The 14,171-nt window shown below is 41.4% G+C and carries 13 protein-coding genes and 1 tRNA gene; 4 read left to right on the top strand and 10 right to left on the bottom strand.

The genetic code is table 11. From position 1 onward, the window contains the following. The first annotated feature begins 235 nt into the window (after window positions 1-235). A complete protein-coding gene (locus T489_RS0110355) occupies window positions 236-934 on the top strand; it encodes an RluA family pseudouridine synthase (protein WP_031579965.1) in 699 nt (232 codons plus the stop codon). Between the two features lie 42 nt (window positions 935-976). Further along, on the top strand, window positions 977-1,846 hold the full coding sequence (locus T489_RS0110360; protein WP_031579966.1) for an HAD family hydrolase: 870 nt from the start codon (window positions 977-979) through the stop codon (window positions 1,844-1,846). A gap of 105 nt (window positions 1,847-1,951) precedes the next feature. Here the strand turns inward: T489_RS0110360 and T489_RS0110365 are convergent, their stop codons facing one another. From T489_RS0110365 to prfB, 7 genes are all read right to left on the bottom strand, one after another. After that, entirely contained in the window at window positions 1,952-2,848 is an 897-nt protein-coding gene (locus T489_RS0110365; RefSeq protein WP_031579967.1) for a DnaJ domain-containing protein, read from the bottom strand. A 9-nt stretch (window positions 2,849-2,857) separates the two neighbouring features. Further along, window positions 2,858-3,529: an N-acetylmuramate alpha-1-phosphate uridylyltransferase MurU gene (gene murU / locus T489_RS0110370; protein ID WP_031579968.1), complete on the bottom strand. Its 672-nt coding sequence runs from the start codon at window positions 3,527-3,529 to the stop codon at window positions 2,858-2,860. A gap of 237 nt (window positions 3,530-3,766) precedes the next feature. After that, complete coding sequence (locus T489_RS0110375) at window positions 3,767-4,792, bottom strand: aminoglycoside phosphotransferase family protein (protein ID WP_051622026.1); 1,026 nt, start codon at window positions 4,790-4,792, stop codon at window positions 3,767-3,769. Next, a complete protein-coding gene (gene trmB / locus T489_RS0110380) occupies window positions 4,793-5,497 on the bottom strand; it encodes a tRNA (guanosine(46)-N7)-methyltransferase TrmB (protein WP_031579970.1) in 705 nt (234 codons plus the stop codon). It lies immediately after the preceding gene. Between the two features lie 201 nt (window positions 5,498-5,698). Further along, window positions 5,699-6,574 (bottom strand): 4-hydroxy-tetrahydrodipicolinate synthase, encoded by an 876-nt coding sequence (dapA, locus tag T489_RS0110385; RefSeq protein ID WP_031579971.1) that lies wholly within the window; start codon window positions 6,572-6,574, stop codon window positions 5,699-5,701. Between the two features lie 117 nt (window positions 6,575-6,691). Next, window positions 6,692-8,215, bottom strand: coding sequence for a lysine--tRNA ligase (gene lysS, locus T489_RS0110390; protein WP_031579972.1), 1,524 nt, complete (start codon window positions 8,213-8,215; stop codon window positions 6,692-6,694). Window positions 8,216-8,231: 16 nt separating this feature from the next. Next, window positions 8,232-9,330 (bottom strand): peptide chain release factor 2 gene (gene prfB, locus T489_RS0110395; protein WP_157608209.1). Its coding sequence is split into 2 segments (ribosomal slippage): window positions 8,232-9,254 and window positions 9,256-9,330, totalling 1,098 coding nucleotides; the frame shifts between segments, so codons are not numbered across the junction. A gap of 339 nt (window positions 9,331-9,669) precedes the next feature. On the opposite strand from prfB, the gene nadC reads away from it, so the two are divergent. After that, on the top strand, window positions 9,670-10,512 hold the full coding sequence (gene nadC / locus T489_RS0110400; protein WP_031579974.1) for a carboxylating nicotinate-nucleotide diphosphorylase: 843 nt from the start codon (window positions 9,670-9,672) through the stop codon (window positions 10,510-10,512). A 277-nt stretch (window positions 10,513-10,789) separates the two neighbouring features. Next, the gene (locus T489_RS0110405) at window positions 10,790-11,218 is read left to right on the top strand and encodes a hypothetical protein (RefSeq protein WP_031579975.1); all 429 of its coding nucleotides are present in this window, start codon (window positions 10,790-10,792) and stop codon (window positions 11,216-11,218) included. A gap of 94 nt (window positions 11,219-11,312) precedes the next feature. Here T489_RS0110405 and alr read toward each other — a convergent pair whose 3' ends face one another. From alr to T489_RS0110420, 3 genes are all read right to left on the bottom strand, one after another. After that, window positions 11,313-12,398, bottom strand: a complete 1,086-nt coding sequence (gene alr, locus T489_RS0110410; RefSeq protein WP_369791977.1) for an alanine racemase — start codon at window positions 12,396-12,398, stop codon at window positions 11,313-11,315. Between the two features lie 61 nt (window positions 12,399-12,459). Continuing rightward, window positions 12,460-13,863: a replicative DNA helicase gene (gene dnaB, locus T489_RS0110415; RefSeq protein WP_198020475.1), complete on the bottom strand. Its 1,404-nt coding sequence runs from the start codon at window positions 13,861-13,863 to the stop codon at window positions 12,460-12,462. 216 nt (window positions 13,864-14,079) lie between these two features. Further along, window positions 14,080-14,156, bottom strand: a tRNA-Arg gene (locus T489_RS0110420). Window positions 14,157-14,171: the final 15 nt, after the last annotated feature.

Below are 14,171 nucleotides of genomic sequence, written 5' to 3' on the forward strand. Positions count from 1 at the left end.
TTCTACATTATTTTGAATGTAATAAACATCAGAATTAAATAATATAAATGACCTACAACACAATACATGTAAATGTTTATATCCATAAAAATAATTATACCGGTTTAATTATCTTTATCCGGCACAATCAAAAAAATTAACAAAACTAAAATCAGTTAGGTAAAATATCAAGAGTTTCATCAAAAAAGCATCCAATTCCGCATCGTTATTTAATCAAACAGAATATACTAATTATATGAGTAATCAGACATCAGACACTTTTGTATACACCCCCCCGATGGATCCGTTTCTCGAAGTTCTCTATGAAGACACTGACATTATAGTGGTAAACAAACCAAGCGGACTTTTGAGCGTTCCCGGCAAAGCTGCCGAACACAATGACAGCATTTTAAGTCGTGTCAGAAGGGATACCCCTGAAGCCGCCGCAGTACACAGACTGGATATGAGTACTTCGGGCATACTGGTTGTTGCAAAAAACAAAATGGCTACCGGACGACTCGGCAAACAGTTTCAGGAACGAAAAACCCACAAGATTTACTTTGCATGGGTCGGAGGGATTGTTGAACAGGATCATGGGGTTGTCAACAAGCCCCTGTGCGTGGACTGGTTGAACAGGCCGCTCCAGAGAGTTGATTACGTCAACGGACGTGAGGCTATTACAAATTTCAAATGTCTGAAAAGAGAAAATGACAGGACTCTGGTGAAGCTTCAGCCGATAACCGGCAGATCCCATCAGCTGAGAGTTCACATGATGGTTCTTGGACATCCTATACTCGGGGATCATTTATACGCTCCTCCTGAATTAAGGGATATCGTACCTCATCTGCAGCTGCATGCAGGATATCTGTCATTTTATCATCCGGTTACAAATGAGCTGATGGAGTTTAAGCACCTGCCGCCTTTCAGAATTCCGGAAGATGTTGAGCTGTTTTAGACTCCTGCTGCTGTTTCAGTAATATTTTGGAGGGAATACTGCATGGATAAAGAAATTACCTTTGCAATTGCATACGATTTTGACGGCACCCTCAGTAACCACAATATGCAGGAATATGATTTTATTCCTAAACTCGGGGTTACAGCTGGTGACTTCTGGAAGGAAGCAGCCGAAATCGGTATTAAACATAATGCAGACCATATTCTGTCTTATATGTACCTGATGATCAAAAAGGCTACCGCTGCAGATATTCCCATCAGAAGAGAGGACTTTGTCAACAACGGAAAAAAAATAACTCTTTTCCCCGGAGTAGACACATGGTTCGATCGTATCAACGAGTTCGGAAAAAGTATCGGTGTCAATGTCGAACACTACATTATATCTTCCGGATTGAAGGAGATAATTGAAGGCAGTCCCATCAATGGTAAATTTAAAAAAGTATTTGCCTCCAGTTTCATGTACGATGCCAACGGCGTGGCCTGCTGGCCGGCACAGGCGGTAAACTACACAACCAAAACCCAGTATTTGTTCAGAATAAACAAAGGGGCGTTCGATGAAAGCGAAAATGCAACCGTGAACAGATACATTCCTGATGAACAGAGAAACATTCCATTCAACAGAATGCTGTTTATCGGTGACGGTTCCACTGACATTCCATGCTTCAGAGTAATGAATAATCTTGGGGGGCACTCAATAGCTGTCTATGATGACAATAATCCTAACGGCAAAAACAATGTCAAGGATATATGTGCGTCCGGCAAACGTGCATCACTTATATTCAAAACCGACTACTCTGAAAATTCACCTATTGAAAACGCGGTAAAGGCGATACTGAAAAAAGCAGTATCAGAAGCCGAAATTCTGGATCTTATCCAGAAAACCAGAAAAGAATTCGGTATTGCCACCGAATAGTGCGATACGGGTTACCATATCTCACTGAAAATCCGTTTAACATGCCAACATGAATAAATACCCCGTTCAGCAGAACGGGGTATTTATATGAAAAAAATCTAGAAATCAACGTGATTCATAGTACTTCTTCAGAATCTCATAAGCCTTCTGAATAACCTTTGTTTTTTCGGAATAAAGCTTAATCATATCCGGACTCAACCCTCTTGAAGCCAGACGATCCGGATGATATTTTTTCATCATTTTAAGATAGGCTGACCGCACATCATTGATACTGGCTTTCTTGGTTAAACCGAATACTTCAAGAGAATTTGAAATTTCATCATGTGGAACATACCCTCTGTTGTAACTGCTGGTGGTAATCTGAGCTTCCGCATACTTCTGTCTTGTACCGAGTGTGGATATAAAATTTTCAAATTCACTGATAGCTTTATTCTGCCTTATGTATTTTTCAAGCTTGAACAGAGGAATAGCCATTCTTTCAGCTACTCTGCTCAGCCGATTTTTCTCTTCAATGGTCATCACACCGTCAATAAAAACAACATAAACCAGAAATTCAAGAAGGCGATGACGATATACCTCATCATCATTGATGGCTGCACGAAGTTTCACACAGGTATCAGTAGGATCAAAGCCTACTGTTCGGCCAATGTTAAACTGTTCCTCAAAAAAAGCCTTATCTTCCTCACTGTCTGCCAGATCATCCAGTGTTTTCAGAATTTTTTCCAACTGGTTAGGCTTGGCTCTTGAGTTGTGAGAAATATACCCTGCAAGAATAAATTTGGAGGCGTTGAATACCCTTTTCTGTTCTTCCGTGTATTCTGGTCTTTTGTTTGCAGGATTATATTTTTTATCAAGCGTTGCCCCCAGTATCCAGGCGACACCAACAAGAATGATGGCCGGCATTGGAGTATCAATCATAAAGTAACAGCTGATAAAGGCGGTAATGATAACAAATATCAGGGTATAGGCTCTCTTTGCCACTTGCATAACAACGTCACTCATATCCACCTCCTATTTTTCCTGATGTCTCAGTCTTAAGTCCAGATTATTTAATCTTTCAGGAGTTCCTACATCACACCAGTACGCATTCAGATAACGGGCCAGCAGCTTTCTGTCTGCGCTCCATTTTTCAAAATACGGCTTAAGCTTGGCTCTTTCATCCGGAATGTCCTTAAATGCTTCCGGACGATATACGGATATACCGCTGAATGTCAATTCAGGAGTAAGATCCAGATACCCGTCTCTGATACAGAAATCTCCCTGCGGATGAAAATCAGGATTGTCAGTAAGATAAAGACATCCTAAGGCATCCCCAAGCTCGAGATTAACCAGTTCTGCATAATCAAATTCACTGTAAACATCACCGTTAACAACGATAAACGGTTCATTGCCCAAAAGATGAAGAGCATGTCTGATTCCACCGGCAGTCTCAAGTCCGCCCTGCTGCTCGGGGGAGTAACTTATCCTGACACCGTATCTGCCGCCGTTTCCAAGGGATTTTTCAATAACGTCACCCAGCCATGCATGATTGATGACCAAATCCTTAATACCGACATTCTTCAGTTTTTCAATATGGTATTCAATTAAAGACTTATCATTTACTTTCAGTAAAGGTTTTGGTGTGGTATCGGTCAGAGGTCTCATTCTTTCGCCTCTGCCGGCGGCCAGAATCATAGCCTTCATAAAAACAATCCTTGTCTACGGAAATTATTGATAATCACAGTCAAAACTACAGACTGCATACGGGTTTACGATCTATTATTGCATTTTAATCCGAAAAAAAGAATAAACCTACAATATAAATAGGCGCGTCTGATTATAGTGTGTACACGTCCACATTTAAACTACAAAACCGGCTTTCCGCAGATAATAAACTCAGAAAGCCGGTTTTATGTTCAAATCAGTTGCTGAGGCTTAATGTCACCTCTTTAAATTTGCAGGGTTAAAAGTACTGCACTCGTCCACCATAGATGAAAAATCGACATTATGCCTTTCATATTTTGTAAAAAGATCGCTAAGCCCCGATAAAGACGGATACATACTGCAGATCATCTTAATGTTGTAGATAACTCTTGGAATATACTGCAGGTATCCTTTCTTACCATCACGAAGATAAAGTCTGCTGAATATCCCCACACACTTGTAAAGTCTCTGAAGGGCCGTCAGATAAACCATCTTTCTGAACTGCACAAAATCAACGTTTTCAGAAACAACCTTTCGCTTTTTGACTTCATTGAGAAATGCCTTTGTCATGGAATTTCTTTCCTTTTCGGAAAAATCGCGGTAACAGTCAAAAACCATTGAGGCAAAATCGTAGCACAGAGGCCCGTGAACACTGTCCTGAAAATCAACCAGGGCAAATTCATCTCCGGTAATCATTATGTTACGACAGTGAAAATCGCGATGCATGAAAACCTGCGGCTGCTTCAGATTGTTTGCAATCATTATTCTTGAAGAACTTTCCAGCGTTTTCTGATCCCTTTTTGAAAATGTCACACCCAAAGCTTTCTGAAAATACCATTCCGTGCCAATGGTTATTTCCCTCAGCATGAACTCCCTGTCAAACGGAGGAAGATCCCCCGCATCAGCCGCAGCAAGTCTGCCAAGAAGAGATACGGCATCAAGACATAGAGCTGTACCATCTGCAGAACTCATTCTTTTTGACATGGTTTCATCACCGAGATCATCAACAAGAATGAACCCCTGTTCATAATCTACGGCAATCACCTTTGGCACACGAATACCGTTCGAAAGATACATACCGCTTAAATCTACAAATTCATGATTCTTCTCTGTTGCCGGAGGAGCATCCATCAGAATTCCTTCATCAACACGGTAAAACTTTCTGAATGACGCATCTCCACTGATCATTACTGGAGTGGATACATGCTTTTCAGACAGACCTCTGTACCACAAAGTCAGAGCTTCAAGTCTTTCGTTAGACATTTATTTTTTCCTGAACATTAAATCCCAAACACCATGCCCCAGACGCTGACCTCTTAATTCAAATTTGGTAAGCGGACGGAAATCCGGTCTCGGCACGTATGTATTATCTGCTGACAGATTTTCAATACGGGAGTCTGCACTTAAAACCTCCAGCATCTGTTCAGCATAATTTTCCCAATCGGTGGCCATATGAATCACACCGCCCTGTCTGAGCTTAGGCATGATCATATCCAGAAATTCAGGTTTTACAATTCTTCTCTTATGATGGCGTGCTTTATGCCACGGATCAGGGAAATAAAGCTGCAGAGTATCAACAGAATCATCAGGAATCATACTGTTAAATACCTCAACGGCATCATGATGAACAACTCTGAGATTTGATATATTATGATCCCTGATATCAGCCAGACAGGCCCCTATACCGGGAGTATGAACCTCAATACCGATAAAATTGCGTTCTGGAGCCTTAGAAGCCATTTCAACCAGAGATTTACCCATACCGAAGCCGATTTCCACGGTGAGAGGAGCATTACTGCGTCCGAATACCTTATCCAGATCAAGCAGTGATTCAGTATACTCAATCCCCCATTCAGGCCACAATTCCCTGAGAGCTCTTTCCTGCCCGGTAGTCAGACGACCTTCTCTTAATACGTAGCTCTTAATTCTTCTCAGATGAGGAACTTCTTCTTCAATTACACTTTCCATAAATTATATTCTGCCTGTTAGTAAATCGGTTAAATCCTAGGTTTGTGAATATCTAGGGCTTGAAACGTGAATATTATAACTGATGTTCATAACTAGTCCACTTAAAACCTGAACCGGTTATACTTTATCAGTGTGGAAACACAGAAGCCGTAAACATGCGTTTACGGCTTCTGACTTATCATTTTGCACTCAGGAAATTGATTAAATCAAACCGAGATCCTGCATTGCACTCTTGATTTCAGCCTTGGTCTGAGCGGAGAGAGGCATTACCGGCAGACGGCATTCTTCAGTACATAAGCCAAGCAGTGAGCATGCGTACTTAGCACCGGCCGGACTTGGTTCCTTGAACATCAGCTTGTGCATACGCATCAGGCTGTCCTGTTTTTCACGGGCTTCAAGATACTTGCCGGCAAGGGTAAGAGCCTGAACTTCAGCAACAAGCTTTGGAGCAACGTTTGCAGTTACGGAAATTACACCGGTACCGCCAGCCACGTTGTAACTTACGGCTGTAGCATCTTCTCCGGAAAGCCACACGAAATCCTTTCTCTTGATAAGCTGTCTTTCAACCCATGGTCTTGCCAGATCACCGGTAGCATCTTTGATACCGATTACTCGTGGAAGCTCAGCAAGCTTTGCAACGGTTTCAGGAAGAATATTAACTACAGCTCTGCCCGGAATGTTGTACAGAACAATAGGAATATTGGTTTCATCATGAAGCTTTTTGAAATGTGCATACAGACCATCCTGGTTAGGACGGTTATAATAACCTGCTACATGTAGAGTAGCATCGGCTCCGGCCTTTTCTGCAACCTTGCTGTATTCAATTGCTTCAACAGGATTGTTTGAACCGGCACCAGCGATAATGCTCATCTTGCCCTTGGCAATTTCAGCCGTAATTTCGATAACACGGCAGTGTTCTTCAGGGGTAAGGGTAGGACATTCACCGGTAGTACCAACAGGAACAATACCGTTTGTTCCCTGTTCGATGTGCCACTTAACAATATTGCGGAGAGCAACTTCATCAAGTTTTCCGTCTTTAAACGGAGTAATAAGAGCAACTATTGATCCATGGATCATTCTTTTACTTTCCTTTGCTAAAATTATCAACAAGCCGACTTATTATACTCCGAAGAGAAACAATATTCGATCCTAAAATGATCAACTTGCCGGCTTTTATTTCAACCTGTTACCGGATTACTTCTGAGGTCTGAGGGTTGGGAATAAAATTACGTCTCTGATGGTATGGCAGTTTGCAAACAGCATAACCAGACGGTCAATACCGATACCTTCACCTGCAGTTGGCGGTAAACCGTGTTCAAGAGCTGTAATGAAGTCTGCATCATAATACATGGCTTCATCATCACCGGCTTCCTTCTGTTCAACCTGCGCTCTGAATCTTGCGGCCTGATCCTGTGCGTCGTTAAGTTCTGAGAACGCATTACCAAGTTCACGACCTGCAATAAAGAATTCGAAACGGTCTGTGAAATCAGGGTTCTTATCGTTTCTTCTTGCAAGAGGAGAAATTTCGAACGGATATTCAGTAATAAAGGTTGGATGCTGCAGATTGTGTTCAGCTACTTCTTCGAAGATAGCGGAAATCAGATGACCCAGCTTCCATGCACTCAGAATTTCAATATGAAGCTTTTCAGCGATGGCATGAGCACGATCATAATCTTCAAGATCTTCAGGCTTGATCCAGTCTGCATACTTTAAGATGGCTTCCTTCATTGTCAGACGGTCAAACGGCTGTGCGAAATCGAGATCAAGACCTTCTTCACCGTCTTTTGCATAATGAATCTTGGTGGTTCCGAGAACTTCAAGAGCAAGAGTCTTGAACAGATCTTCTGTAAAATCAATCAGATCATGATAATCTGCATAAGCCATGTAGAATTCCATCATGGTGAATTCAGGATTATGTCTTACGTCGATACCTTCGTTACGGAAGTTACGATTGATTTCGAACACGCGTTCAAAACCGCCTACAACCAGTCTCTTAAGGAAGAGTTCCGGTGCAATACGGAGGTACATATCCATATCAAGGGCATTGTGGTGAGTAATGAACGGTCTTGCAGATGCACCGCCTGGAATAGTCTGCATCATCGGTGTTTCAACTTCCATGAATCCGTGAGCGGTCATGTACTTTCTGATACCTGCAATAACCTTTGAACGAATAATGAAGGTGTTTCTTGAACGTTCATTTGAAATAAGGTCAAGGTATCTCTGACGACAGCGTGCTTCCTGATCCACCAGTCCCTTGAACTTTTCAGGAAGAGGACGTAATGCCTTGGTTAATAATCTTATATTGGTTACATGAACTGACAATTCGCCGGTCTTGGTCTTGAATACAAAACCTTCACAGCCAACTATATCACCGAGGTCATACTTCTTGAACTCTTCGTTGTACTGATTTTCAGGTAAATCGTCACGGGTTACGTAAATCTGAATCTTGCCACCCATATCCTGCAGGGTTGCAAATGATGCCTTCCCCATAATACGGCGGGTAAGCATACGACCGGCAATCTTCACTACATGTTTTTCAGCTTCAAGAGCTTCCGGATCCTTATCATCATAAAGGCTGTGTAAATCTGATGAGATATGATCTCTGCGGAAATCGTTAGGAAAAGCGATACCGTTTTTTCTGATTTCATCTAACTTAGCGAGACGCTGTGCCATTTCATTGTTTAACTCAGAATTCTGAGTCTCAAGCTGATTTTCCATATTTTTTCCTATTGAATTAAAGTCCTGCTTTTAAGCTTTCTCTAATAAATTCCTTTATACCGCCATCAAGTACAGATACTGTGTTTCTGTCTTCGTAGCCGGTACGTAAATCCTTCACGCGTGAATCATCAAGCACGTATGATCTGATCTGACTGCCCCAGCCTATATCAGACTTTGAGTCTTCAAGGTTCTGCTTTTCCTCCTGCTTCTTGCGAAGTTCGAGTTCATAAAGCTTAGCCTTCAGCTGCTTCATAGCCTGTTCTCTGTTCTGGTGCTGGGAACGTTCATTCTGACACTGCACTACCGTGTTCGTCGGAATATGTGTAATTCTTATAGCAGAATCGGTTTTATTGATATGCTGGCCACCTGCACCGGAAGCTCTGTACACATCAACACGGAGATCTGCCGGATTGATTTCAATCTCAATCCTGTCATCCACCTCTGGATAAACAAATGCCGAACAGAATGATGTATGACGACGATTGCCTGAATCAAAAGGAGACTTGCGCACCAGACGATGTACTCCGGTTTCAGTTCTGAACCATCCGTATGCATATGGTCCGGTGAATTTGATGGTTGCTGATTTAATCCCTGCAACTTCACCTTCGGATATTTCAATAATCTCGCTTTTGAATCCGTTCTTATCGGCAAATTTCAGATACATGCGCATAATCATGCTTGCCCAGTCCTGAGCTTCCGTTCCACCTGAACCGGACTGAATGTCCATATAACAGTTTGACGGATCGTGTTCACCACTGAACATGCGCTTAAACTCAAGTTCCGATAACAGGCTGTCCACTGAATCAAGTACGGAAACCAGCTCCTGATAAGCCATTTCGTCCTGATCACCCTTAACCATTTCAAACAGGACTTCACAGTCCTCAAAATAACCGGACAGAGTCCTGAAGGTTCCTGTGCATGATTCAAGTTCCTGTTTTTCCCTGCTGAGCTCCTGATATTTGCTCTGATCTCCCCAAACATCCGGATTGGCAAGTAAACCTTCTACTTCTTCAAGTCGTTCCTGTTTACTGTCAGGGTCAAAGATACCCCCTAAGACTGTCAGTACGATTCTGATAGTCAGCTAATCTATTTTCAAGAGAGGTTATTTCAAGCATATTACGTCACTAAAGTTTTTAATAAACAAAACAATCCTCAATGTGTTGAAATCAAAAAAATCACTAAAACACAATGGGTGCTGTATTATACATTTTTTTTATCATTTTTTCGACTTAAATCTCATTCTTATTACTTAATGACCGACTCAACTCTAAATTATTTTCTTGTAAAGACCTGACTCACAGACATCATCATAGGTATTTCGGGACTTTAATTATTGCAAAAAAGATTTAAGTGGAACCATGAAGTGAAAAAACATCAGTTCATGGTATATAATATAGGTGGTCGTGATTTTAACTGTCACCTTTCCGAATTTAAACGAAAACAGGATTCATATTATGTTAAGTAATGATATTACCAATTCAGTTGCTCTGGCCCTCAAAGAGGATTTGGGCGGAGAGCTTGATGCTTCTCTTGACATTACTGCTCAATTAATTCCGGCTGACCGTATCAGTGATGCTACAGTAATCACTCGTGAAGAAGGTGTATTCTGCGGTAAGGCCTGGGTTGATGAAATATTTCATCAGTTAGGAGACAAGGTTTCCGTAGAATGGCTCGTAAAGGATGGTGACAAGGTTGCTCCCGGTCAGGAACTGTTCCGTCTTCACGGCAATGCGCGCATCATGCTCACAGCTGAACGTACCGCACTGAACTTCGTACAGACATTATCAGGTGTCGCTACCGCAGTATCAGCTTATGTCAAGGAAATGGAAGGAACAAACTGCACACTTCTTGATACAAGAAAGACTGTTCCTGGATTACGTACCGCTCTGAAGCACGCGGTTGTAGCCGGCGGCGGACATAACCATCGCATGGGACTATTCGATGCATACCTGATTAAGGAAAATCACATCATGGCATGCGGTGGCATAAAACAGGCTATTGAAACAGCAAGAAAGCTTAACCCAGGCAAAATGGTTGAAGTTGAAGTTGAAAATCTTGATGAGCTCCAGCAGGCTCTTGATGCGAAGAGCGATATAATCATGCTTGACAACTTTGACATTCCGGCAATGGAAGAAGCTGTAAAGATTACAAATCATCAGGCAAAGCTTGAAATCAGTGGCAATGTAAATCTTTCCACTATTGCAAGATACGCAAAAATCGGGGTTGATTTTATTTCTGTGGGAGCTTTAACAAAGAACGTTAAGGCAATGGATCTGTCAATGAGATTCAAGAAGTAAATTACTGAATATCCACTAATAACATTTCCCAAAAAATGAGAACCTCCGGTTCTCATTTTTTCTCAGAATTTCAATTTAGTGCCAGTCCATTTTTCTTGCGGTAAATATAAATCGAAGCATCATATTTTAAGATAATCACATACTTTTTGACAAAAAAGTATATTCAAAGAAAATGATGTAATCAAATAATATATAATAGTGCGCAAGTTATTGTTTTTTAGTATAATGTTATATAGGTGTTAAACGTCATACACAGATTTTCATAAGAGAGTTTTTTATGTTTTACAAAGTCCTTCTTTACGGCATTGTAGCACTTGTTCTAGTTGCACTGTTAGGTAAAGTCAACAGTAACACCTCGCTCTACACTGCCGACAACAATGCTGTTGAATTTATTTTTCCTGTATGGGATTGGGGTCACCCTTGGTTGTATGTGAACATTGACTCAAAAGGTGTCAGTTTCAAAAAACCTCATGATCTGCCATTAAGATTCGCTCAGGACAAGTACGATGCTCAGAAAAAGCGTTCAGAACTGGTTTGCCAGCAGAAAGGGGAAAAGAGCAATGAGTGTGAAGAAGAACTTATTGCCCTTGACAACTGCGAAGATAAACTGGATAAGGCTGAAGCTGAGCTTCAGGAACTGATGGAACAGCTAGGTGACAACATCAGACTGTCCAAGAAATATGAAAAGGAAGAATTCAACTTCTAATTCAGATTTCGTTTAAACGTACAATAAAAAATCAGTTGCAGCCGTAAAGGTGCAACTGATTTTTTTGTCCAACAAAATACAGTTTCTTATTCGTCTATGAATAAATAAATTCAACTCTGTCAGAAAGATGACATACAAGTTCATACGGAATAGTATTAATTGATTCCGCGATGGTTTCAACAGCTATGTTATCCGTTCCCCAGAGGTAAACCTTATCACCTATCTTGTCCACGGCATCAGCCCCGAGATCAATGAACATCATATCCATACACACATGACCGGCTGTTTTCACAAGCCTTCCATTTATCTCGACAGGAGTTCCGCTCGGAACCGCCCGAGGATATCCGTCAGCATAACCGACAGCAACAATTGCAAGTCTGGTAGTTTTCTCGCAAACCCACGAAGCACCATAACCGACCACATCACCCGGTTTAAGATCTCTTATGGCAATAACTTCAGAAGACAGCTTCATGACGGGTTTCAACCCCAGATCTCGACCTGTTTTACCTAAAGTCGGAGAAATGCCATACTGAGTTATACCCGGTCTTACAAATTCTGTCGATTTTTCAGGGAAATAGGCACAGGCAGCTGAATTTGACAGGCACTTTGGTCCATTCCAGTCAGCAGCCATTCTGTTCCATTCCTGCAACTGCTGCTTGTTATAATTTTTCAGACTTTCATCATCGGCGCAGCTAAGATGTGAAATTATTCCAATAGGTTTTTTTACGCTGGTACACGCAGAGAGTGCGTCTTTCGCCGCAGCCAGTTCATCAGAATTGAACCCAAGTCTCTGCATACCGACATTAACCTGCAGCCACACAGTAAACACATCCGATTTCTGATATCTGTCCAGAGCCTCAATCTGCCACAGTGAATGAACCGTAAACTCAATATTATACTTTTCAATGAGACTAAGATCGTCTTCCCTGAAAAAACCGCCAAGCATAAGAACAGGTTTGTCTATACCCGCCTCTCTGAGTTCTATGGCCTCCTCTATTCTGGCTACCGCAAAACCATATGCCGTATCATTCAGGGCCTGAGCACATCTTACACTCCCGTGTCCATAAGCATCAGCCTTTAGCACACTGTATACCTTACACCCCGGCAGTCTGTCTTTTATTAAATTTACGTTATATTTTAGGGCACTCAAATCTATCTGTGCCTGCACGGTCTTCATCATTAATCCTATTATTCTAAATCTTTAAAAACTCACACATGAACAGTTCAAAACACATCACACATTACACTGACTGCTCCATATTTGTATGAGCTGTTTCAGTAAATCTCGCATAATTTCCCTGGAAAAACATGTCAACTATTCCCGTCGGACCGTTTCGCTGCTTACTGATAATAATTTCAGCCTTTCCTTTTACTTCAGGATTATCCTTCTGATAAACTTCTTCACGATGCACGAACATAATGACATCGGCATCCTGTTCTATAGAACCAGATTCACGAAGGTCTGCATTCATAGGTCGTTTATCCTTTCTTCCCTTTTCGATGTCACGAGCTACCTGAGCCAAAGCAATAACCGGAATCTGCAGTTCCTTTGCCAGAGATTTAAGAATCCATGAAGCTTCGCCGATCTGCTCATGTCTGGCTCTGCCGTCGTTAGGGAAATTGATACGCTGGAGATAATCGACCATCACCCCGCCCAGACCGTTATATTCTCGGCACAGACGCTTTGTTATGGCTCTAATCTCTTGGGCAGACACCTGACCGTCACATATGAAAATAGGAGGATATTTATAGTTGTTTACCGTTGTTGCCACGGTAAGCATGTTTTTCAGATCCGTTTCATCAAGACGATACTTCTTAAGTCTGTCCATTTCAATGTGAGCCATGGAAGAAATAAGCCTGGTAACTATTTCCTTGGCATTCATTTCTATCGAAAACACAAGAACCGGTTTAATACCGGGATTCGATTTAAATGCCATATTTTCAACAAGATTCATACCAAAGGTGGTTTTACCCATTGCAGGTCTGGCACCGACAATAATAAGTTCACCGGCATGAAATCCAGCTGTCATTTTATCAAGATCTGTATAACCCGAGGTAACACCTGTAACATCAATATTCTTATTGTTGTTTTCTCGAATATCGTTTACTACATCAAAAATTATAGATTTGATATCCTTTGGAGTATTCTCATCCAGACCAGAATTTTCTTCACCAAGCTTTATAATATTATTTTCAAGCTCGTCTCTTATTGAAGAAACGGAAACACCGTTGGGTACATACAGACTTCTTTCAACGGAGGCAATCAGATTCAGTATTTTTCTGGCCTGAGACTTTTCGTTGACAATTGCGGTATAACTGAGGATATCTACAGATGTAGGAGGTTTGCTCTGAAGTGACAGCAGATATGACTGACCGCCTATTTTTTCCAGCTGACCGCACTGTTTGAGCTCATCAGCCAGATTTATGATATCTATTGATTTATCAGCAACAGAAAGCCTAAGTATAGCGCTGTAAATTAACTTGTGATTATCACTGAAAAAATCTTCCGCAGTGATTTTCTGATTAACTATCTCAAGCTTATTAGGGGTCAACAGCAGAGAACCGAGTACAGCCTGCTCTGCTTCAAAATCATGAGGCATTCCAAGCGGTTCGTTCGGATTGTTATTCACTCTCCCGTCATTCACGGAATTACTTCCTGAAACCTTGTGCCAGTCAGGAGAACTAGGATTCAACGGCATTGATAAATCTCTGTCTTACATTAACTAAAAAATACTGTGTATTATATACCACTTGCGATATTAAATTAAACGTAAGCTTAGTAAAAAGACAAAATCAGCGACAAAACTCAAAAATGTCTCTTGTGATAAAGTTTTTGATTCATAGGAAAAGGGATATAAAAATGGCGCACCCTGAAGGATTCGAACCTTCGACCGCTCGGTTCGTAGCCGAGTACTCTATCCAGCTGAGCTAAGGGTGCTCACAATCGAATTTA

Origin of the sequence: Ruminobacter sp. RM87, assembly GCF_000701925.1 — a bacterium.
Taxonomy (GTDB): Bacteria; Pseudomonadota; Gammaproteobacteria; order Enterobacterales; family Succinivibrionaceae; genus Ruminobacter; species Ruminobacter amylophilus.

Bases quoted from the DNA above. Each gene is read 5' to 3' on its own strand.
- T489_RS0110355 (WP_031579965.1), top strand. From the start codon at position 236: ATGAGTAATCAGACATCAGACACTTTTGTATACACCCCCCCGATGGAT.
- T489_RS0110365 (WP_031579967.1), bottom strand. From the start codon at position 2,848: ATGAGTGACGTTGTTATGCAAGTGGCAAAGAGAGCCTATACCCTGATA.
- alr (WP_369791977.1), bottom strand. From the start codon at position 12,398: ATGATGAAGACCGTGCAGGCACAGATAGATTTGAGTGCCCTAAAATAT.
- nadC (WP_031579974.1), top strand. From the start codon at position 9,670: ATGTTAAGTAATGATATTACCAATTCAGTTGCTCTGGCCCTCAAAGAG.
- T489_RS0110360 (WP_031579966.1), top strand. From the start codon at position 977: ATGGATAAAGAAATTACCTTTGCAATTGCATACGATTTTGACGGCACC.
- dapA (WP_031579971.1), bottom strand. From the start codon at position 6,574: ATGATCCATGGATCAATAGTTGCTCTTATTACTCCGTTTAAAGACGGA.
- murU (WP_031579968.1), bottom strand. From the start codon at position 3,529: ATGAAGGCTATGATTCTGGCCGCCGGCAGAGGCGAAAGAATGAGACCT.
- T489_RS0110405 (WP_031579975.1), top strand. From the start codon at position 10,790: ATGTTTTACAAAGTCCTTCTTTACGGCATTGTAGCACTTGTTCTAGTT.
- trmB (WP_031579970.1), bottom strand. From the start codon at position 5,497: ATGGAAAGTGTAATTGAAGAAGAAGTTCCTCATCTGAGAAGAATTAAG.
- lysS (WP_031579972.1), bottom strand. From the start codon at position 8,215: ATGGAAAATCAGCTTGAGACTCAGAATTCTGAGTTAAACAATGAAATG.
- T489_RS0110375 (WP_051622026.1), bottom strand. From the start codon at position 4,792: ATGTCTAACGAAAGACTTGAAGCTCTGACTTTGTGGTACAGAGGTCTG.